The organism is Synechococcus sp. BIOS-U3-1, assembly GCF_014279975.1.
Classification (GTDB): Bacteria; Cyanobacteriota; Cyanobacteriia; order PCC-6307; family Cyanobiaceae; genus Synechococcus_C.
Genome location: NZ_CP047936.1, coordinates 1,889,084 through 1,908,244, shown reverse-complemented (window position 1 = coordinate 1,908,244; position 19,161 = coordinate 1,889,084). Strand labels below are relative to the sequence as shown.

The following is a 19,161-nucleotide window of genomic DNA, read 5'->3' as shown; positions in this document are numbered from 1 at the left end:
AGTGCCGCTCAGCGGTCACTGCGACGAACGGGGATCGGAACAAGGGCTGGTTCCATCAGGCCACCACCACCGCTGTCGTCATCCGAATCAAGCAGTAGCCAGAAGGCAAGCGCCAGAGCCATCAACAGACCGCCAGCCGCGAGAACTTCGATCATGCCCTCTCCTCGTTGAGTGCCACCCTAATCATGTTTGCTGAATACGGGGCAACTTCGCCTCTACTGCTTGATCAGCAGGCACGACAACGCAGTCCTGAAGCTGATGTTTCAGGGTGTCATGGTCGAGTCCACGTCCGATCAGCACCAGTTGGTTCTTGCGGGTTCCGGTCCAGTCGCTGTCGTCGATTGAGAATCGTTTGCCCGCCAGGTGGAACACGTGACGTCGTTCACTTTCCTTGAACCAAAGAATTCCCTTGGCTCGAAAAACGCTTTCAGGCAAATGGTTGTCGAGAAAATTTTGAAAGGCTCTCAGATCAAAGGGATCGCTGCTTGAGAAAGACAGAGAGGTGAAGCCTTCGATATCCAGATGATCAGCGGACCCATGGTCGTGGCTGTGCCCATGGTCGTGGCTTTCGTTCACCACTCGATCGGATTCGAACAGACCCACGCTTAGAAGAAGGGGCAGCGGCACATCCCCCTTCACTGAGTGCAGGATGCGTGCATCCTTTTTGACGTCGCGTAACTGTTGTTCGACATCCTTCACGCGATTCTCATCGACAAGATCGGTTTTGTTGAGCATCAGGATGTCGCCATAGATCACCTGCGATCGACCGACTTCGCTGGCAATGGCTTCTGCTCCGAAGTTTTCAGCATCAATCAAGGTGATGATCGAATCGAGCCTCGTTAAATCACGCAGCTCACTGCCAAGAAAAGTCATTGCAACGGGTAGCGGATCAGCCAGACCCGTTGTTTCCACCACCAGATATTCGACAGGCTTAGGCCTCTTGAGGATGCGGTCCACGGCTTCCAGCAGCTCGCCGTTGATGGAGCAGCAGATGCACCCATTGCTCAGTTCGACCATGTCCTCATTGGTGCTCACCACCAACTCGTTGTCGATTCCGATCTCACCAAATTCATTGACAAGAACAGCTGTTTTAAGACCTTCCTGATTGCTGAGGATGTGGTTCAGCAGGGTTGTTTTGCCTGCTCCGAGAAAGCCAGTGAGAATCGTCACCGGTACCGCGGTTGGTTTCGCGCTGGTTGTCATCAAAAAGTCCCCGCCCTAACTGCATCTTGGCAGCGGTTCACTGCAGGGCGTCGATGGATCGCGCCAGCTCTGCATCCAGATTGCTCAGTCCTCCCAGGTCGTGCGTGGTCAGTTCGATCGTCACACGGTTGTAGACGTTGCTCCAATTGGGATGGTGCTGTTTCGATTCCGCCAACAGGGCAACCCTGGTCATGAAGGCGAAGGCCTCGCTGAAGTCGTTGAATTGCCACTGGCGTTTGAGGCGTTCATCCCCCACTTGCCACTGCGTCAGAGCGTCGCGAAGGTCTTCGCATTCCTGAAGGCTGAGCAGCGTTGCCATTGGCCATCGTCCCTGAACTTCAGCTCTAGCCTGGAGCGTGAGCGGCGGTTCTGGTCAAAAGATGTTCAACAGACTGTTCTGGCTTCTGCTGACTCTTGTTTCGATGGTTAGCTTTTCACCGCTTCCGGCAAGAGCCCAACGCATGGTCAAAAAACTCACTGCTGAGTGTCCAATGGGCTATGCCGACATGTCGAACGGCAAGTGCAGTGCTCTCGGACTGATGAGCTACACCCTTCGCCCGGCGATGGATGAGAACTGTCCGTCTGGTTGGAATCCGATGGGCGGTGGCTATTGCCGCAAGGACTGAATGAATCGGTCGATCTGCGGGACAATGTGTTGATGCGCGCTCAGCTGGCGATGGAGGGCTTGATTCATGACGGACGTCGATTATCTAATCAATCGGTTTCATGAGCTGTTCAGGCGACAGGATGCCCAACGCCAGTTGAAACGACTGATGCTCGACGAACAGACGGATCAAGAGTCTGGTGTCCCTCAAGAGGGCGAAGAGCTGCAATGACCGCATTGTCGATTCCGCTGGCGCCCTTGAACACCCGTTTCAATTAGAACAGCGGTCTTGCTGGATCTTGGACGATCATGCGACTCCTGTATTTCGCAGCAGTCTTCGCTACGGCCTCTTGGTTGATCGCTCTCTTGTGGCGAAAGCTCGTCGCTGTCCGGCAGGTCAACGTCATTGTTCAATCACCGGAACGAACAGCCCAGGTCAATTCCTTGGAGAGGGCTCTGCGAGCGGAGGGCGGGGAACCGGATTCCAGTGCAACTGATGATCAGGAACTGTCCTGATCGGTGATTGATTGAAAGCAGACGCATCAGTGCTTTGCGTTTTGGAAGCTGTGCTCTGGGCTTGAAGCTGGTTAAGGTCGTTTCAGATCGATGAAGCCAATGGCTGCCGGGAAAACGGCTTGGGATCGTCTTGGCTCGCACCTCCACGAAACCCAGGTTATGGATTCCATAACCAGGACTCTTTATTGGGATCAAAACACCCGAATGCCAAGCGGTGGTGCAGCCTGGCGAGGTGAGCAATTGGCGTTGTTGGCTCGCCAGCTCCACGCCCGCCAAAGTTCTGATCACTATGCGGAGCTGATCGCTGAAGCCCGCGAGGAGTGGCGAATCCGCGCAAACGGTGTTGATCGCCCTGAAGCCACCAGCGGCCAAGCCCGCAATTTGGATCTGCTTGAGCAGGATCTCCGTCGGCAGCAAGCACTTGATCCTGATTTAGTCAGTGCTCTCGCCAAAGCCAAATCCCAGGGGTATGACCTTTGGCAACAGGCCCGCAGCACGTCCGACTTCTCCCTTTTTGCGCCTGCTCTTCGTCGGATGGTGGAGTTGCGTCAGGAACAGGCTCGTCAGCTGGCAGAGCCGCGAAGTTGCTGGGAAACTCTCGCGCAGCCGTTCGAGCCTGACCTCACACTTCTGCGGCTTCAGGAATTGTTTGCGCCCCTACGCAAACGTCTGCCCGAATTATTGGAGCAGCTCAAGGGCAGTCCCAGGCCGTCATCTCTCAGTTGGGATCTGCCTGCATCGACTCAGCAGCAGCTCTGTGACCAGCTGCTCTGCGACTGGGGCAGGGACAGGGGGATCACATGCGTGGCGGCCTCCCCACACCCCTTTTCGATCACGTTGGGTCCTCGCGACTTCCGCATCACCACGCGTGTGGTGCCTGGTCAGCCTTTGTCCTGTTTTCTGGCCACAGCACACGAGTGGGGACATTCGCTGTACGAGCAGGGACTGCCGACTACCTCGCATCAGTGGTTTGCCTGGCCTCTCGGCCAGGCCACGTCCATGGCAGTGCATGAAAGTCAGTCGTTGTTTTGGGAAAACCGGGTGGCCCGAAGTCAGCCCTTCTCAGAACTTTGGTGGCAACGCTTTGCCGCTGCAGGTGCACCTCTCGAGTCGGCAACTGATCTCTGGAAGGCGATGAATCCGATGGCGCCCGGATGCAATCGGGTGGAAGCAGACGAACTCAGCTACGGGCTTCATATTCTTATTCGAACCGATCTTGAGTTGGCTTTGTTGGAACAGGGCCTGCCGGTGGAGGATCTTCCGAGCGAATGGAATCGTCGTTATCGAGAACTGCTGGGGGTCACACCCGCAGATGATGCCCAGGGCTGTCTTCAGGATGTGCATTGGAGTGAAGGCCTTTTTGGCTACTTCCCGTCCTATTTGCTTGGACACTTAGTCAGTGCCCAGCTGAGCGAAGCGATGCAGTTGGCGATCGGATCTCCTGAAGAGCACGTTCGCCGTGGAGATCTCAGCCTCATGCTCGGTTGGCTGAGGGACAACGTCCATCCCGTCGGTCGTGCTTTGAATGCTGAGCAACTGGTGGAGCAGGTGTCTGGCCGATCTCTTTCGAGCGGCCCCTTTTTGAGCTATCTGGAAGCCAAGCTGGAGCGGTTGTTCACTGTCCGGGCTTAACCGCTCTGCCAGTTGCTTTGTGATGAATCAGCTCGTGGTGAATGTCAGAGCTGAACAACACGGTTGAGCATGGAGCTGTTGCTCAGACGTGCTCGTAATATCACCGCTCCGAACGCCGTCCTCCATGGCCAATCTCGACCAGGCTCCGAGCCGCAGCATGCCGAACCTGCTGCACGTGTTGCCGGCCTTTGCTGACGAATCCGAGTTGCGTCTGAACACGATCGTGGAGCTCAACTCCAACACGATCAACAAGTACGAGCTGATCACTGAAACAGGTCACCTGAAGCTTGACCGGGTCGGTTATTCCTCACTGGCCTATCCCTTCGCTTATGGCTGCATTCCCAGGACCTGGGATGAAGACGGTGACCCGCTTGATATTGAGATTGTGAATGTCACCGAGCCTCTGATTCCAGGTTCAATTGTTGAAGCTCGCATCATCGGCATCATGACGTTCGATGATGGCGGTGAGGTTGATGACAAGGTCATCGCGGTGCTTGCCGATGACAAGCGTATGGATCACATCAAGAGCTTTGAGGATCTTGGCGGGCAATGGAAAAAGGAAACCACGTATTACTGGGAGCATTACAAGGATCTCAAGAAGCCAGGAACCTGCACTGTGAACGGCTTTTTCGGTACGGATAAAGCCATTGAGATCATCAAGACCTGTGAGGCTCGTTACCTGGCTGAGATTGACCCCAAACTGGTGGATTAATCCACCAGTTGCGCCGCGTTCAACGTGATGATGCTGCCGACCCATCCTTGGATCTCCAAGGTTCTGATGCAAGCCACCTGGCTCGTGGGTGGCATCGGTCTCTTTTTTGGATTCAGTGCTCTTTCTGCAGGTCAAATTCACTCTGCAGCTCATTGGGTTGCGCTCTGGTCAGTCGGTGGTGTGGGGCTCTTGTCGTTCGTTCGCCATGCTGTGTTTCACCGCAGCGATGCAGTGCGCATGGGCTGGGATCTCGGCAAGCGCAACGACTTCCAGCTTGAGGTGGGATTCGCCAATCTCGCCTGGGGGCTGGTAGCTGTGATCGCCTCGTTCCTGGGCTGGGGAACCACGGCTCTTGGTTCCCTCGTCCTGGTGTTCGGCATCTACATGCTGCAAGCAGCGGTGCTTCATCTGTTCGAATCAGGTCGAACCCGCCAGCGTCCCAGAGCAGGCAGCAAGTTCGTCAACCTTGTCTTTGCTGTCGTTCTGCTTTGGTTTGCTTTTGCGGTGCTGACCTGAGCTGTCATTCAGGGGTTCAGCAGAATCGCTCCTGCGCTGGCGGGAATGATGTTCTTGATCTTGAGATTGATCCACTGGAGTTGTTCCGGCATCGCACAATCCAGAGAATTTTTCCCTTGGTAGCAAAAGCCAGGATTCTGTTCTGCTGAGTGGTGGGTTCGTTTCTTCAGAAAGTCCTCCACTGGTGTGCGGTTTTTACCCCGGCCGATGGATACGTTGAGACCAGTGAGTCTTGGTCGTCTGGTAATGCGTCTCAAGTGCGTTGGTTGTTCCTCTCTGGCGACCCTTGGAGTTGTGTCCTTAGCTCTGGCTGCAACGGTTCCTGCACAGGCTTCGCCTCAGTCGCAGGCACCGTTGTTGGCTTCAGCAAAAGTGCATCCCGTGAATGCTGAAACCAGTATTCATCTCGATCTCAAGCAGCGACGCATCAGTGTGATCCGCGCTGGTCAGTCGATCGGGCGCTGGCCGGTGGCGATTGGTGATCCCAAAACTCCAACACCGACGGGTGTGTTTCGGGTTGAGACCAAGCTTGTTAATCCTCAGTACCAAAGCACGAAATCCGGCCAGATCCATCCGGTCACTGGGCCTTCTAGCCCACTCGGCCATCGCTGGATCGGTTTTCTGCAGCAGGGACCTAACCAATTCGGAATTCATGGAACCCCTTGGCCTCAATGGGTGAAAATCCGCGCGGCGGTGTCGAATGGCTGTGTCCGCATGCTCAATGCCCACGTTCAGAAGCTCTACGAACTGGTGGATGTGGGCACTCCGGTGAAAATCACCCGGTGAGGCCTACTCCTCCAAGCATGGGGAACCCTGCACTGAAGCCTGTGAACAACATCTGAACTGCAATGGCGGTGAGGATCAAGCCCATGATTTTCGTGAGCACCTGCAAGGCAGATTCACTGATCCTGGATGAGAACAACTCACCAGCATTGAAAATCAGATAAATGAGCAAACTCATGGTGAGCACAACCAGGCTGAGCATCACCTTCCCTCCCATGCTGGTGGCATTTGGATCCGCGATCACCACTGTGAGGGTGCCTGGACCTGCCAGTAGGGGAATGCCCAGAGGCACGATTCCCTTCACCGAAGAGTTCTGGTCGCGTTCCAAGGACTTCGGATCGTGGTGAACCTTCGAAGGTTCCGAGCGCAGCATCGAAAGGCCGATCAGCACCACGATCAATCCACCTGCTACCTGAAAGGCTGGTCTGCCGATTCCAAAGAAGCCGAGCAGATCATTGCCAAGCCAGGTGGCGAGAAGCAGGCCAATCACCATGGTGAAAGCGCTGCTGCGTGCGATCGCTCTGTGCTGACTCTTGTTGCCGTTTGTGAAAGACAAGTAGATCGGCAGATTGCCGATCGGATTCGAAATGGTGAAAATTCCGACCGCTGTGTGCAGCAGTGACTTAGTCAGGCTTCGGGACGAACCGATGCGAAGATCTCCTGAAGGATCTCGCCTGCACCACGGGATTTCAAGTCAGCTGCGAGCTTTAAACCCACATCTTCTGGATTGCTGAGGGGACCTCGGCGTTCATCACGGATCATTTGCTTGCCATCAAGGCTGGCCACCATCCCGGTGAGAACCATTTCATGACCATCAATACGGCTGTTCACCCCAATAGGAACCTGGCATCCACCTTCAAGTTCCCGGAGGAAAGCCCGTTCCGCCAGACATCGTCCAGCGGTTGGAGCATGCTCCAACACTTGAATGATGTTCAGAACATCCTGGTTGTCGGAGACGCATTCAATTCCAAGGGCTCCCTGTCCCACCGCATGAAGTGAAATGTGGCCTGGAATGATCTGATGGATTCGATCTCCGAATCCAAGCCGACTCAGGCCTGCCGCTGCGAGGATCAGGCAGTCATATCCGCCAGCATCCAATTTTTCCAGCCTGGTAATGACGTTGCCGCGAACGTCTTTGAACTGCAGGTGGGGGAAGTGGTAACGCAGCTGAGCGAGTCTTCGCAACGAGCTCGTGCCAACGACGGATCCCTCTGGCAATGTCTCAAGGGTGTATTCAGCGTTTTTGCTGTTCACCACCAAGGCATCCGCTGGGTCCTCCCTCTCGGTGATGCAACCGAGCATCAGGCCGTCGGGCAGGTTGGTGGGTAGATCCTTGAGTGAGTGCACGGCGATCTCCGCTCGACCCACCAACATCTGGGCTTCCAGTTCCTTTGTGAATAGGCCCTTATCGCCGATTTTTGCCAGAGCGACGTCCAGAATTTTGTCGCCCTTCGTGGCCATGGCCTCCACCGAGATCGCAAGCCCTGGGTGGGCTTTTTCCAGTTCCGCTTTCACCCAGTTGGTCTGCACCATGGCCAGCTGGCTGCGGCGGGAGGCGATACGCAGTTGCTCGAGAGCCATGGGCACGTTGAAACAGCCACTCAGCCTACGGAGTCGAAGGCCCAGTTCCGCTCAAGATTTCACAGAATGCAGGCCCATGAAAGCTTTTTGACTCTGTAGCGCAGAAGCAGGCCTCACTCTTCTCGGCGAGCAGCTTTACGATCTGAGCGTTCTCGAGGGTCGCGATGCCTGGTCCTGTGGTCAACGGAGTGAAGCTGAGCCATCCATCCGCCGGCTCCTCTCTGGCTCAGGTGGATGATTCAGTTCCTTTTCTGCCTTTGTTGAGCGAGGGATCGATTCGACTGGTGCTGCTCACCAGCGGTGTGATGCTGGTAGCGCGTCTCAGGCAGACCACCGACTCCGACGGCGATCGGGCTTATCAATTGATCAGGCCTCTGAGGCTGGAAAAGCAGGATGATTCAGGACCGTGGTCCCTGCATTCCTATCTGGCCGGATTAACGCCTCAGCGCAATGTTGTGATGCTCAAGGCAGCAGTCGCGGCATTGCTGGAACCTGAAGCACGCATTCTGCAGGCCTATACCCGTTCCACTAATCAGGAATGTCCTCCATCAGAAACGCCTGTTGAGCGTTTGAAAAAGGCGTTTCAGGAGTTCACTGACAGTGTCGAATCGCACTGAATTGTTTAGTTCGATTCAAGAGTTTAAAAGCAGCGTTCAATAAAAAAGGAGGTAATTAACCCCCTTTTTTACTGAATTGAGAGCGGCTGCTACGCAATCACTTGATGTATTCCTTCAACACCCCGTTCCGGTTGGGATGACGAAGCTTGCGCAATGCCTTGGCTTCGATTTGACGGATTCGCTCACGGGTGACATCGAAGATCTGACCGATTTCCTCGAGCGTCTTCATGCGTCCATCGTCAAGGCCGTAGCGAAGTCGGAGCACATCTCGCTCCCTCGGGCTGAGGGTCGCCAGCACTCCTTCCAGATCCTCACGGAGGAGATTTTTGGCCACGTCCTGCTCGGGATTCTCGATGTCTGCTTCGATGAAATCGCCGAGACGGGAATCCTCTTCTTTGCCGATTGGGGTTTCAAGGGAGATCGGCAGCTGGGCACTCTTGGCGATGAAGCGCAGCTTTTCAATGGTCATTTCCATTGATTCGGCGATCTCTTCTTCCGTCGGTTTGCGGCCAAACTCCTGGCTGAGCACTTTGGTGGTCTTCTTGATGCGAGAAATGGTCTCGTAGAGGTGAACAGGGAGGCGAATCGTTCGACTCTGATCAGCGATGGCCCGCGTAATCGCTTGGCGAATCCACCAAGTGGCGTAGGTGGAGAATTTGTAGCCCTTCTCGTGGTCGAATTTCTCCGCGGCACGAATCAGGCCGAGACTGCCTTCCTGAATGAGGTCCTGGAAGCTCAGGCCCCGATTCATGTATTTCTTGGCGATCGACACCACCAAGCGAAGATTCGACTGAACCATTTTTTCCTTGGCCCGACGGCCGAGCATCAGTCGGCGGCGGAAACGAATCAGCGGCATCTCCACCAGCGCTGCCCATTCCTTGTTGTCGGGTTCGCGGCCGTTGTCACTCTCGAACTGGGCGGCCAGTTCCTCGAGGTAGAGAAGATCGGCGATCTTTCTAGCCAGTTCGATTTCTTCGTCTGGGCGTAGCAGGCGGATTCTGCCAATCTCCTGCAGGTAAACCCTGATGGAATCTTCGGTGTAGACGCCTTTCGGGCCAACCTTGATGCTCGCCAGCACCTTGGCTTTGGCGTCTGCCTTGGCTTTCTCCTCCTTGCTTGCGGAAGGGTTGCCGGCGGTCTTGGCCAGCAATTGATCAGCGGCGGCATCAAGATCAGTCGGCTTGGCAGCGGCTGAGCTCTTGGCTGTGGTTGCCTGCGAAGAGGTTTTTGCGCCCTTCGTTGTCTTTGTTGCTGCTGAGGTCTTAGCTGCTGTCGCGCTTTTGGCTGTGCTGGTCTTGGAGGCCGTTTTCGCTTTCGGAGTGGCCTTCGTGGCAGAGGACTTTGCCGTTGACGTTTTTGACTTCGGCTTGGCCTGCTTGCTCACACCCTTGGGTAATCCTTTGGAATCCGCCAGCATCACGATGGATGGAGCCGCCTTGGTAGACGCCGCTTTGGAAGCAGCAGTCTTGGGCGATGAAGCCGTGGGCTGAGCTGACTTGCTCGCAGCAGGACTCATGGTGTTTGGGATGGTGAGGGTGTACTGAACTAACGCAGTCAACAAACGCAACCAAGTTCGGCTTGGGGCGCATCACAGTTTTCCGATCTCCCCAAAGCAGAGGGGTAGACGGTTAAGAACCGTGATCGAGAATCAATTGGTGGGCTTTGGGCTAGGGCAGGGCTGTCAGGGGCGTTCGCAGACCGGTCGGCCGTCGGGATAAACCCGGGCTCGAGCTTCGTGTCTTCCCACTGGACGGAACTCTGCTCTGTTCCGACAACAGCTGTTGAGCTGTCCAACAACTGTATCTTAAGAAAAACATGTGATGTCGGCAACCCCTGTCAATCAATCCTCCAGTCCTCCTGCCGCGCAGTCGGTTTCGGAAGTTGATGTCTGGCTGGAGGCCGGTCGTGACGGGCGTACTTTCAGCTATTGCGACAGCCAGAGTCTCGGAGTGGGACTGGGGGATCTTGTGGCGGTTCGTCTGCGAGGCCGACGGCTACAGGGGTTGGTCACGGGCTGCAGATCGATCAAAACAACGGTGAACTCTGTTGACAGCGATGTTGTTCGGCTCAACCCTGTTGAAGAACTGGTTCAGCGTGCTGCAGTCGACCCATCCTGGCGATCATGGCTGGATGCCATGGCCGCCCTTTGCCATACCAGTGCCTTTCGCATGCTCAAAGCGGCTTTGCCGCCGGGATGGCTGGGCCAGAAGCCTTGTTCTGCGCCTGCGTTGCGCCAGCTCTGGTGGGTTGAGCGGCTTGATGCTGCTGATCGCTCCTCCAGGCCAAAGGCCAGCAGGCAGAGCGCACTGTTAGCGGAGCTCGAACGTAGAGGCGGTGGCGCTTGGCAGCGTGACCTTCTGGCGGAGGGTTTTCAAGCGGGCACTGTGAAGAGCCTGGAAGGCAAGGGCCTGATCAGCCGACAACGCAAATCGGAGACCGGTGGCACTGAATCAGGCCGGGCGACGGCCTTTGCTAGCGAGCTGGAGTCACCGCGAGCGCTGACCGATGAGCAACAAACGGTGGTCAATCGGTTTCAAGCACTCCCTGAGGGTGGAGAACTGCTGCTTTGGGGCATCACTGGTTCTGGCAAGACTGAGGTTTATTTACAGCTGGCAGCTGCAGAGTTGGCGGCTGGCCGACACGTTCTGCTACTCACTCCGGAGATCGGCCTGATTCCCCAGCTCGTGGATCGTTGTCGCCAGCGTTTCGGAGGGCGAGTTCTCGAGTACCACAGCGGTTGCACCTCCCGTGAGCGGGTTCGCACTTGGCGTCGCTGTCTCGAGAGCGGCGATCCCGTGGTGGTCGTTGGCACGCGCTCCGCTGTGTTTCTTCCTCTGCGCCCGCTGGGCCTGCTGGTGCTGGATGAGGAACACGACAACTCTTACAAGCAAGACTCACCCATGCCCTGCTACCACGCAAGGGTCATGGCTTCAGAGCGGGTGAGGCGGCAGGGCGGCCGTCTCCTGCTTGGCAGCGCGACACCTTCGCTTGAGAGCTGGAGTCGGCTCCAACCTCAAGGTCCTCTGGTTCTCGCCCGGCTGTGCTCGCGAATCTCCAGCCAGCCGCTGCCACCCGTCCGGATCATCGATATGCGCCATGAACTGGCTGAGGGCAATAAACGCTTGATCAGTCGCGCTCTGATGGACCGGTTGGCACAGCTTCCGGAGAAAGGGGAACAGGCTGTCGTGCTGGTTCCAAGACGTGGATACAGCACATTTTTGAGCTGTCGCAGCTGCGGAGAGGTGGTGATGTGCCCTCACTGCGACGTTCCTCTCACGGTTCATGGCAGTCGGGGAGCGCAGCAGTGGCTGCGCTGTCATTGGTGTGACCATCGAGCGGCCATCACACCCTCATGCACATCCTGCGGTTCCCTCGCATTCAAGCCTTTTGGAGCAGGCACTCAACGGGTGTTGGAGCGTCTTGGCGAGGAGCTCAGTGATCTGCGCCTGCTGCGGTTTGATCGGGACACCACAGGAGGTCGTGATGGTCACCGCAGACTGCTCGCCCAGTTTGCGGAGGGCGAGGCCGATGTGCTGGTCGGAACGCAGATGCTGGCCAAAGGGATGGACCTGCCACGCGTGACTCTGGCAGCGGTGCTTGCCGCAGATGGTCTTCTGCATCGACCTGACCTGAGGGCTGGTGAGCAGTGCCTGCAACTGCTGCTTCAACTGGCTGGCCGCGCAGGGCGCGCTGAGAAGCCCGGTGAGGTGCTTGTCCAGACTTACAGCCCTGACCACCCTGTGATCCGACACCTGGTGGATGGTCGCTATGAACGTTTTCTGGAGGAGGAATCGACCCTGCGCCGTGAAGCCGGACTGGTGCCCTTCGCGCGGGCCTGTCTGATTCGCCTTTCGGGTCAGTCCGCGAGCGATACAGCGACTGCTGGAACCTTGCTGGCTGAACGGATTCGTGCAGGCTGTGCCGCTGCAGGCTGGCAACTGCTGGGTCCTGCTCCTGCGCCTGTGGCTCGGGTGGCGGGCCGCAGTCGCTGGCAGTTACTTCTGCATGGTCCGAAGGACAGTGAGATCCCCTTGCCTCCCGGCACCGGCCTTTGGGAAGGGCTGCCAAAAGACGTTTCCCTTGCGGTTGACCCCGATCCTTTGCAGTTGTGAATCAGGACGGAAGCTCGGGGTAGCCGAAGCCGAGTCGAACCCGCATGGACTGGAGCAGAAAACTGACTAGCAGCAGCAGACTGATCAGCACGCTTCCCAACCCGAGAGGACTCCACTGCCAGCGGCGGATCTGCAATTGATTGACGCTGCCGCTGTCGAGTGTCCAGAGCAGAACGTCCCCCTTCAGGCGTCCTGTTATGGGACTGCTGCTGACCCGCTCAAGATCATGGATAGGCGTGATGCTGACCTGTAGGTCGCCAGCGGGAAACTCGGCGAGGGGAGAGAGGTCCAGCCGCAGATTCAGCTGCTGCTGCACTCCGATCAACCAGTTCCTCTCCACGATCGATAGATCTGGGGTGGGAAGGATGACGCCAGCGCTGAGTCCAGCCAGTTTCACACTGCTGCGCATCAGCCTGGCGGCCTGGTCTGAACCCAGCATGGGACTAATCAGATTGAGAGAGCCCGTTTTGTCTTGCTGCACCGTCCAGTTCAGGCCTTCGGAACGCAGCGCTTTGGCGAAGTTCTGCTGCCAAGGAAGACTGTGACCACTAAGGCTGTTGATCCGCCAGCTCATTGCCAGGCGATCGGGCCCAGCTAAATCAATCTCTGCAGTGACGCGCACGCATCCGCTGAGCAACAGGGTCAGTCCAATCAAAACCGTCAGCACCAGTACGGCAAAACCTGCTGATGGTGCTTGCGTTGGACCGGTTGGAGGGGCAGGTGGTGGAGTCGGCTGTCGTCGTCTTCGGCTGGTGGGGCTGCCTTTCCCCACTCGGGGTGCCATGTCCAGTGTGGGTAGCTGCATCGACCAGCGAGCAGGACGTTCCAGGCTTGGAGCCTCGAGCACACTCAGCAACTGACGAGCCCGGTTGCGTAGATCAGGATCCTTGCAGCGGGTGAGCAGACGACAGGTGGAGATCGCTTTGCGTTCCTCGCCCTGTCCCATCCAGGCTGTCACCATCACCATGCGGATGGTTGCTCCTTCGGGTTCCGTGATCGGGTTGGCGGCGGCGAGCGGTTCCAGCAGGCGTAGGCACAGGCCGTAATCACCCCGTTCGAGTGCCCGTTCGGCTGCCGCAAGCCCTTTGCTCATCCCTCAGCTGCGTCCCACCACCATGGTGCCGATTCCGGCATCGGTGAACACTTCCAGCAGCAGGGCATGGGCGACGCGCCCATCCACGATGTGGGCAGCGGAAACTCCCTGGGCAAGAGCTCTGATGCAGCATTCGGTCTTGGGTGTCATCCCCCCGGCCACCACGCCCTCGTGAATCAACTGCCTGGCTTCTGAAAGCTTCAGCTGACGGATCAAAGACCCAGGATCTTCCCGGTCGCGCAGGATGCCTGGTGTATCTGTGAGCAAAATCAGCTTCTCTGCTTCAAGGGAGGCGGCGACTTCGCCGGCCACCGTGTCGGCGTTGATGTTGTGGGCAACTCCATCTGGGTTGGCGGCCACGCTGGAAATCACAGGCAGATAACCACGCTCCAGCAGCGCTTCGAGCACATCAGGATTGACCTTGGCCACATCGCCGACCATCCCGTGGCTGCCATTTCCCCAGGCGCGGGCCTCCACCAGGCTGCCGTCACTGCCGCTTAGGCCGACCGCTTTTGCGCCAACTCGGTTGAGTCCGTTAACGATCTGTTTGTTGACCCGTCCGACCAGGACCATTTCCACCACGTCCATCGTTTCTGGATCGGTCACACGCAGACCGTCCTTGAATTCTGGTGCGATGGCTAGTCGCTTCAACCAGTGATTGATCTCAGGCCCCCCTCCATGCACAACAACAGGTTGGACTCCGACACTGCAGAGCAAAGCCAGATCTCTAAAGACGGCTGTTTGCAGTTCGGCATGGGCCATGGCCGCTCCGCCGTACTTGACCACGATCCTGCGGCCTGCGAACCGCTGGATATAAGGAAGAGCCTCACTCAGGACAGAGACCCTGAGGGCATCATCCATTCGCCAGTTCTCCGGAGTCAGCTTGCTGATCCGTTGCCGAAACGCCCATGGGCAGGAGAATCAAATCCAGTCTTTCTCCACTCAGAGGGGTGATTGTTGCTTCAAGACCTTTGGCAAAAAAGCGGCTGAGTCGGTCTCTTCGCTCTTGCCAGATCTGAAGCGGAACGGCCTCACAGGCGAAACGCAACCGCAGTCCGTAGTGACCGCTCTGAATGATTTCCTCAATCTCTAGAAGCTGAGGAGGGTTGTCTTCATCCCAAAGTTTGAGTGATTCCAGAGAACTTTCTAAATGGGCTTTCTGGCCATATCGCCAACGGGTGACATCGCTGAGAAGTTTCCCGAGTTCAGGAGTTGCAGCCTCACGTTCTCCCTTCAGTTGTGCTTTTGGCGTGACGCGTTTGGCCGGTGGTAGTTCTGAAGACTTCAGGGCCAGTCCGCCAAGCAAGATCGGAATGCCGTAGAAAATTGTCGGCAGACTCAAGTTGGCGGCGCCGGTCCCGTAAGCCACAGCACCCACCACGGTGAGCACACCGCCGGCGATGGTGACCAGGCTTCCTGGCGAGAGCAGATCGTTCATGCGGCATTGGAAGTGGCGCCATTCTGACCGTGCGGGGTTCAGGATGGATAGGCCTGCGGCCGCAGTTGATGGACAGCACCCGATCGAAAGACCAGGATCAGAATTCAATGGAGGATGCAACTGCGCTGATTGAACAGCTTGAGCAGGACAGGGCCTGGTTGCTGGAACAGATTGACCGGGGGAGATGGCAGGAATTTCGCCTGGACCTGGCTGCACTCGAGCGTGAGCTTGGCCAGCTGTTGCAGCGAGCCTCGGAGCATTTCAGCTCAGCCACCGATCAGAGCTAGACAACGATGTGCCGTTATTCAGAAAGGAATGTCGTCCGTGTCTGGAACGAGCGGTGCGGTATTCCACTGTGCTGCCGGCTCTTTTGCAGGTGAGGGAGCAGCAGCAGGTTCAGGACGCTTCGAAGGAAGTGTGGTTGAAGGTTGAGCCTGAGCCGTGGCACTGGATTCACCCGACACTGGGTGCAACCGGGCGAGCGTGAACTCAGCGCGTTTTTCTTTGGTGCCGTCCTGACGGGGCACCGTGTTCATACGCAGCCTGCCTTCAATCAGCAGCCGCTGGCCCACTTGCACGCGATTCTGAAGGTCTTGGGCGAGGTTGCCCCATCCCACCACCTTCAGTTGACCTCTGGGGTCGTCGGGGCGTAACGCATCAAAACCAACCTCCATTTCCGCAATTGGTGTCTGATTGTCTTGCGTGTATCGCAGGGTGGGAGCCTGTAGAACATCCACCTCAAGTACGCAGTGATTCATCCTCGTTCTGGTCGGTGAGCGCCATCCTGATGCACCACTGGCGGAATCGCCAGAACCATGTGCTGGTCTTCGCCGGAACCGGTGAGGGACCAGGGATCGCGAGCACTCTGCTGGAGTCCGGCTATCGCGTCAGTATCAGTGTTGTCAGTCCAGCTGCGGCAAGGGCCTACTGCGGAATGCAACTGGATGACCTGCATGTGGGGCCGTTCACCTCTCAGGAATCTCTTGGGCAACACCTGGCAGCACGGGGTGTGACATTTGTCCTGGATGCGACCCATCCTTTCGCTGTGCAGATCAGTGCTCAACTCCGCTTGGCATGCTCCCTCCGGAATCTGCCGCTGCTTCGATTCGAGCGGCCTGATCACGTGGTGTCGGATGGATCACTGCTTCTCACAGTCGCTGATCTCTCGGACTGCGCTCTTTCAGGCCACCGTCTGCTTCTTGCCGTCGGAGCGCGGCAGCTAGCCGCCGCTGCGACGGCAGCCAGGCTGGCAGGAGCCTCTATTTATGCCAGGGTTCTTCCCACGCCTGAAGCCATCCGCCAGGCTGGTCTTGCGGGATTGTCCGGCGAGCGGCTGGCCGTGTTGAGGCCTGGAATAGGTGATCGCATTGGGGGATTGGAAGCGGCACTGTGTCGACGCTGGGAGATCACCGATGTGTTTTGTCGTCAGTCGGGTGGAGCTGCGGATCAACTCTGGAGTGATCTGGCCCTTCGCCACTCCATCCGTCTCTGGAAGCTAAAACGACCCAACCAAATGCCCAATGTTGACGTGGTTCATAGCGTGAGCCAGTTGTGTCGACAGCTGGATGGCCATGTCAACGGATCTGAGACTGGTCCTCACCACGGAGGCTGATCAGATCAAGGCCGGAGACCTTGCCGAGCAATTGATCACGCGCCGTTTAGCAGCGTGCGTCACCTTGATGCCAGTGCAGTCCTGCTACCGCTGGAAGGGGGCAATTGAGCGTTCGCAGGAAGTGCAGTTACTCATCAAGACCAGCCCCCAATGTCTGGAACAGCTGCTTTCAGCTCTCGAGGAACTCCACAGCTATGACACTCCCGAAATTCTCCACATGGCAGCTCAGGCTGGAATGGCCTATGCGGCGTGGGTATTGGATGGCCTCAGTTCAGATGCTCCCGCATCAGTTCAGGAAGAGAGACCTGGGAGCGAGCACCAAGCTGGGTAACGATCTGACCGGCGCAAAGAGCTCCCAGTTGTCCGCAGCGCTCCAGGGAATGGCCCTGGGTGAAGGCATGGAGAAATCCTCCGGCATACAGATCGCCTGCACCGGTGGTGTCAACCAGTTCGCCGAGTCCGTAGATGCCAATCTCCCAACGCTGATCTCCGCTGAGCACAACCGATCCGTCGCTTCCGCGAGTGACCGCTGTCACTGAGCAACAACCGCGTACCTTCTCGATTGCGATGTCGAAGTCTTCGGTCTGATAAAGCGCTTTGATCTCCACTTCGTTGGCGAACAGCACATCGACATGACCGTTCACCAGCTCGAGAAAGCTTTCTCGGTGGCGATCCACGCAGAAGCCATCGGAGAGAGAGAGAGCGACTTTTCCGCCCGCCGCCCGGCAAGCTTCCGCTGCGGCAATGAAGGCCCGCTTCGCTGCAGGGCTATCCCAGAGGTAGCCCTCGAGGTAAAGCACTTTTGTTTGCTTGACCATGGAGAGGTCAAGATCCTCTGGCTCAAGCTGTGTTGATGCTCCGAGGAAGGTGCACATTGTGCGTTCTGCATCGGGAGTCACGTAAATGAGACAGCGTGCAGTCGTGGCGCCAGTGGTTGCGGAGGGTGTCTCAAAGCGGGTTCCCACTGCACGGATGTCGTGGCTGAAGATCGATCCGAGTTGGTCATCACGCACTCGACCGATAAATCCTGTTCGCCCGCCAAGCTGAGCGATACCAACCATGGTGTTGGCCACTGATCCGCCAGAGGTTTCCAGCCCAGGACCACTGGATTGGTACAACGCTTCAGCCTGCTGTTCGTCGATGAGGCACATTCCCCCTTTCTGCAGATCGTGCTCACTGAGAAAACTGTCCTTGGTCTGGACGAGGACATCCACGATTGCGTTGCCGATTCCCACCACATCCAGGGAAGCGTTGGGCTGGAAACGGGAGGAATCGGCCATGAACAAGTTTGTATTGACTGCGGCAGTCTTACGCCCTGATGGCCTTTGCTGGAATCAGGCGCTGAGAAGTGCCCGTTTTGGACCGTGGATCGGATCCTCGACAACAATGGTCTGATCGCGACCGGCACCCAGTGACACGATGGCGATCGGGACCTCCATCAGATCGGCCAGGAAGCGCAGGTACGCCATCGCTTTGTCGGGGAGATCCTCAAGCGTGCGGCATTCAGCGGTTGAACATTGCCAGCCAGGCAGCGTCACATAAATCGGTTTGCAGCGGGCGAATGCCTCTGCGCAGGAGGGGAAGTGTTCAATCCTTTCTCCGTCAAGCTCATAGGCCACACAAACCTGAAGTTCATCGAGTTCGTCCAAGACATCGAGCTTGGTGACGGCCAGGCAATCAAGGCCGTTCACGCCAACGGCATAGCGACCAATCACACCGTCAAACCAACCGCAGCGGCGGCGGCGGCCAGTGGTGGTGCCAAACTCGCCACCACGGTCGCAGAGATGATCGTTGAGGCTGCCATCGAGTTCAGTAGGGAAGGGACCTTCTCCAACTCTGGTTGTGTAGGCCTTGGCAACACCGATTACCCGGTCGATCAGAGTCGGTCCCACACCAGCCCCAATGCAGGCTCCCCCGGATACGGGGTTGGAGGAGGTGACATAGGGATAGGTGCCGTGGTCCAGGTCGAGAAGCGTTCCCTGTGCGCCCTCGAAGAGAATGTTTTTGCGACCGCGTGCCGCTTGGTGAATCTCCCGGGTGCAGTCCACCACATGGTGGGCTAGTCGTCTGCCATAAGCCAGATATTCACTGATGACCGCTTCTGCATCGAGCGGTTCCACGCCATAAATCGTTTGTAGAAGCTGGTTCTTCTCATTCAGTGGGCCTTCGAGCCGGTCGCGCAGACGCGATTCGTCAAGAAGGTCGATCACGCGGATACCGCTTCTCTGGGATTTGTCCGCGTAGGTCGGACCGATGCCCCGACCCGTGGTGCCGATGCGCCGATCGCCGCGCTGCTTTTCCATCGCCTGGTCGAGAAGGCGGTGGTAGGGCATGGTCACATGCGCTGTGGAGGCGAGTTTCAGCCCAGCGATATCGATCCCATTCTCGATCAGCATGTCGAGTTCGCCGAGCATCACCTTGGGATCCACGACGGTTCCTGAACCGATCAGGCAAACGGTATCGGGATAGAGAATTCCAGAGGGAATCAGGTGAAGCTTGAGAACCTGATCGTCCACCACGATGGTGTGGCCAGCGTTGACTCCGCCCTGATAGCGAACGACGACATCAGCGGAACGGCTGAGGAGATCTGTGATCTTTCCCTTCCCTTCGTCACCCCACTGAGCACCGATGACGACAACATTGGCCAAAGACACTGCGGCCCGAAGCCGCCATTCTGCACAATCCGGAACTCTCTCAGATCTACCTGCCTGAGGTCAAAGAGAGTTGCGAAATTGTGATTGG

Annotated in this window: 24 protein-coding genes; 12 read left to right on the top strand and 12 right to left on the bottom strand. The window is 57.2% G+C overall.

What is annotated here, in order from left to right:
* Positions 1 to 8 precede the first annotated feature (8 nt).
* The 3 genes from SynBIOSU31_RS10405 to SynBIOSU31_RS10395 are packed head-to-tail and all read right to left on the bottom strand — an operon-like array spanning position 9 to position 1,522.
* Positions 9 to 155: a hypothetical protein gene (locus SynBIOSU31_RS10405; protein WP_186489783.1), complete on the bottom strand. Its 147-nt coding sequence runs from the start codon at positions 153 to 155 to the stop codon at positions 9 to 11.
* A gap of 28 nt (positions 156 to 183) precedes the next feature.
* Positions 184 to 1,203, bottom strand: coding sequence for a CobW family GTP-binding protein (locus SynBIOSU31_RS10400; protein ID WP_186489781.1), 1,020 nt, complete (start codon positions 1,201 to 1,203; stop codon positions 184 to 186).
* Between the two features lie 37 nt (positions 1,204 to 1,240).
* Positions 1,241 to 1,522, bottom strand: a complete 282-nt coding sequence (locus SynBIOSU31_RS10395; RefSeq protein WP_186489779.1) for a 4a-hydroxytetrahydrobiopterin dehydratase — start codon at positions 1,520 to 1,522, stop codon at positions 1,241 to 1,243.
* Positions 1,523 to 1,583: 61 nt separating this feature from the next.
* On the opposite strand from SynBIOSU31_RS10395, the gene SynBIOSU31_RS10390 reads away from it, so the two are divergent.
* The 7 genes from SynBIOSU31_RS10390 to SynBIOSU31_RS10360 all read left to right on the top strand — a co-directional run bounded on the left by SynBIOSU31_RS10390 (position 1,584) and on the right by SynBIOSU31_RS10360 (position 5,969).
* Positions 1,584 to 1,829, top strand: coding sequence for a hypothetical protein (locus tag SynBIOSU31_RS10390; protein ID WP_255477197.1), 246 nt, complete (start codon positions 1,584 to 1,586; stop codon positions 1,827 to 1,829).
* A gap of 66 nt (positions 1,830 to 1,895) precedes the next feature.
* Complete coding sequence (locus tag SynBIOSU31_RS10385) at positions 1,896 to 2,039, top strand: hypothetical protein (protein ID WP_186489777.1); 144 nt, start codon at positions 1,896 to 1,898, stop codon at positions 2,037 to 2,039.
* A gap of 77 nt (positions 2,040 to 2,116) precedes the next feature.
* A complete protein-coding gene (locus SynBIOSU31_RS10380; RefSeq protein WP_186489775.1) occupies positions 2,117 to 2,323 on the top strand; it encodes a hypothetical protein in 207 nt (68 codons plus the stop codon).
* 99 nt (positions 2,324 to 2,422) lie between these two features.
* Entirely contained in the window at positions 2,423 to 3,955 is a 1,533-nt protein-coding gene (locus SynBIOSU31_RS10375; protein ID WP_186489773.1) for a carboxypeptidase M32, read from the top strand.
* A 124-nt stretch (positions 3,956 to 4,079) separates the two neighbouring features.
* Positions 4,080 to 4,667 carry an inorganic diphosphatase gene (locus SynBIOSU31_RS10370; protein ID WP_186489771.1) on the top strand — a complete coding sequence of 196 codons (588 nt, stop codon included), beginning with the start codon at positions 4,080 to 4,082 and terminating at the stop codon, positions 4,665 to 4,667.
* 66 nt (positions 4,668 to 4,733) lie between these two features.
* A complete protein-coding gene (locus SynBIOSU31_RS10365; protein WP_186489769.1) occupies positions 4,734 to 5,183 on the top strand; it encodes a DUF6790 family protein in 450 nt (149 codons plus the stop codon).
* 186 nt (positions 5,184 to 5,369) lie between these two features.
* Positions 5,370 to 5,969, top strand: a complete 600-nt coding sequence (locus tag SynBIOSU31_RS10360; protein WP_255477196.1) for a L,D-transpeptidase — start codon at positions 5,370 to 5,372, stop codon at positions 5,967 to 5,969.
* Here SynBIOSU31_RS10360 and SynBIOSU31_RS10355 read toward each other — a convergent pair.
* Positions 5,959 to 6,582: a MarC family protein gene (locus tag SynBIOSU31_RS10355; RefSeq protein ID WP_255477452.1), complete on the bottom strand. Its 624-nt coding sequence runs from the start codon at positions 6,580 to 6,582 to the stop codon at positions 5,959 to 5,961. The two genes, SynBIOSU31_RS10360 and SynBIOSU31_RS10355, sit on opposite strands and share 11 nt — an antisense overlap.
* An 11-nt stretch (positions 6,583 to 6,593) precedes the next feature.
* Complete coding sequence (gene hemC / locus SynBIOSU31_RS10350; RefSeq protein ID WP_186489768.1) at positions 6,594 to 7,547, bottom strand: hydroxymethylbilane synthase; 954 nt, start codon at positions 7,545 to 7,547, stop codon at positions 6,594 to 6,596.
* Positions 7,548 to 7,711: 164 nt separating this feature from the next.
* On the opposite strand from hemC, the gene SynBIOSU31_RS10345 reads away from it, so the two are divergent.
* A complete protein-coding gene (locus SynBIOSU31_RS10345; protein WP_186489764.1) occupies positions 7,712 to 8,164 on the top strand; it encodes a DUF6561 domain-containing protein in 453 nt (150 codons plus the stop codon).
* Between the two features lie 97 nt (positions 8,165 to 8,261).
* Here the strand turns inward: SynBIOSU31_RS10345 and rpoD are convergent, their stop codons facing one another.
* Entirely contained in the window at positions 8,262 to 9,680 is a 1,419-nt protein-coding gene (gene rpoD / locus SynBIOSU31_RS10340) for an RNA polymerase sigma factor RpoD (RefSeq protein ID WP_186489762.1), read from the bottom strand.
* A 304-nt stretch (positions 9,681 to 9,984) separates the two neighbouring features.
* Between rpoD and priA the strand changes: the two genes are divergently transcribed.
* Entirely contained in the window at positions 9,985 to 12,276 is a 2,292-nt protein-coding gene (priA, locus tag SynBIOSU31_RS10335; RefSeq protein WP_186489760.1) for a replication restart helicase PriA, read from the top strand.
* 1 nt (position 12,277) lies between these two features.
* Here the strand turns inward: priA and SynBIOSU31_RS10330 are convergent, their stop codons facing one another.
* Genes SynBIOSU31_RS10330 through SynBIOSU31_RS10320 form a run of 3 tightly spaced genes read right to left on the bottom strand, consistent with a single transcriptional unit; the run spans position 12,278 to position 14,807 of the window.
* Positions 12,278 to 13,369 carry a DUF3153 domain-containing protein gene (locus tag SynBIOSU31_RS10330; RefSeq protein WP_186489758.1) on the bottom strand — a complete coding sequence of 364 codons (1,092 nt, stop codon included), beginning with the start codon at positions 13,367 to 13,369 and terminating at the stop codon, positions 12,278 to 12,280.
* A 3-nt stretch (positions 13,370 to 13,372) separates the two neighbouring features.
* Complete coding sequence (gene argB, locus SynBIOSU31_RS10325; protein WP_186489757.1) at positions 13,373 to 14,230, bottom strand: acetylglutamate kinase; 858 nt, start codon at positions 14,228 to 14,230, stop codon at positions 13,373 to 13,375.
* The gene (locus tag SynBIOSU31_RS10320; protein WP_186489755.1) at positions 14,223 to 14,807 is read right to left on the bottom strand and encodes a DUF2854 domain-containing protein; all 585 of its coding nucleotides are present in this window, start codon (positions 14,805 to 14,807) and stop codon (positions 14,223 to 14,225) included. Before SynBIOSU31_RS10320 ends, argB begins: the two co-directional genes overlap by 8 nt.
* Before the next feature lie 107 nt (positions 14,808 to 14,914).
* Here SynBIOSU31_RS10320 and SynBIOSU31_RS10315 point away from each other — a divergent pair, with 107 nt between their 5' ends.
* Positions 14,915 to 15,094 carry a hypothetical protein gene (locus SynBIOSU31_RS10315; RefSeq protein ID WP_255477451.1) on the top strand — a complete coding sequence of 60 codons (180 nt, stop codon included), beginning with the start codon at positions 14,915 to 14,917 and terminating at the stop codon, positions 15,092 to 15,094.
* Positions 15,095 to 15,112: 18 nt separating this feature from the next.
* Here SynBIOSU31_RS10315 and SynBIOSU31_RS10310 read toward each other — a convergent pair whose 3' ends face one another.
* A complete protein-coding gene (locus SynBIOSU31_RS10310) occupies positions 15,113 to 15,565 on the bottom strand; it encodes a single-stranded DNA-binding protein (protein ID WP_186489751.1) in 453 nt (150 codons plus the stop codon).
* Positions 15,566 to 15,579: 14 nt separating this feature from the next.
* Here SynBIOSU31_RS10310 and SynBIOSU31_RS10305 point away from each other — a divergent pair, with 14 nt between their 5' ends.
* Both SynBIOSU31_RS10305 and cutA read left to right on the top strand, forming a co-directional pair.
* Positions 15,580 to 16,419, top strand: a complete 840-nt coding sequence (locus tag SynBIOSU31_RS10305; protein ID WP_186489749.1) for a precorrin-6A/cobalt-precorrin-6A reductase — start codon at positions 15,580 to 15,582, stop codon at positions 16,417 to 16,419.
* Entirely contained in the window at positions 16,379 to 16,750 is a 372-nt protein-coding gene (gene cutA, locus SynBIOSU31_RS10300) for a divalent-cation tolerance protein CutA (RefSeq protein WP_370593624.1), read from the top strand. Before SynBIOSU31_RS10305 ends, cutA begins: the two co-directional genes overlap by 41 nt.
* Here the strand turns inward: cutA and SynBIOSU31_RS10295 are convergent.
* Together SynBIOSU31_RS10295 and SynBIOSU31_RS10290 are read right to left on the bottom strand one after the other, a co-directional pair.
* Entirely contained in the window at positions 16,686 to 17,699 is a 1,014-nt protein-coding gene (locus tag SynBIOSU31_RS10295; protein ID WP_186489746.1) for an adenosine kinase, read from the bottom strand. The genes cutA and SynBIOSU31_RS10295 overlap by 65 nt on opposite strands.
* Before the next feature lie 54 nt (positions 17,700 to 17,753).
* The gene (locus tag SynBIOSU31_RS10290; RefSeq protein WP_186489744.1) at positions 17,754 to 19,073 is read right to left on the bottom strand and encodes an adenylosuccinate synthase; all 1,320 of its coding nucleotides are present in this window, start codon (positions 19,071 to 19,073) and stop codon (positions 17,754 to 17,756) included.
* Positions 19,074 to 19,161: the final 88 nt, after the last annotated feature.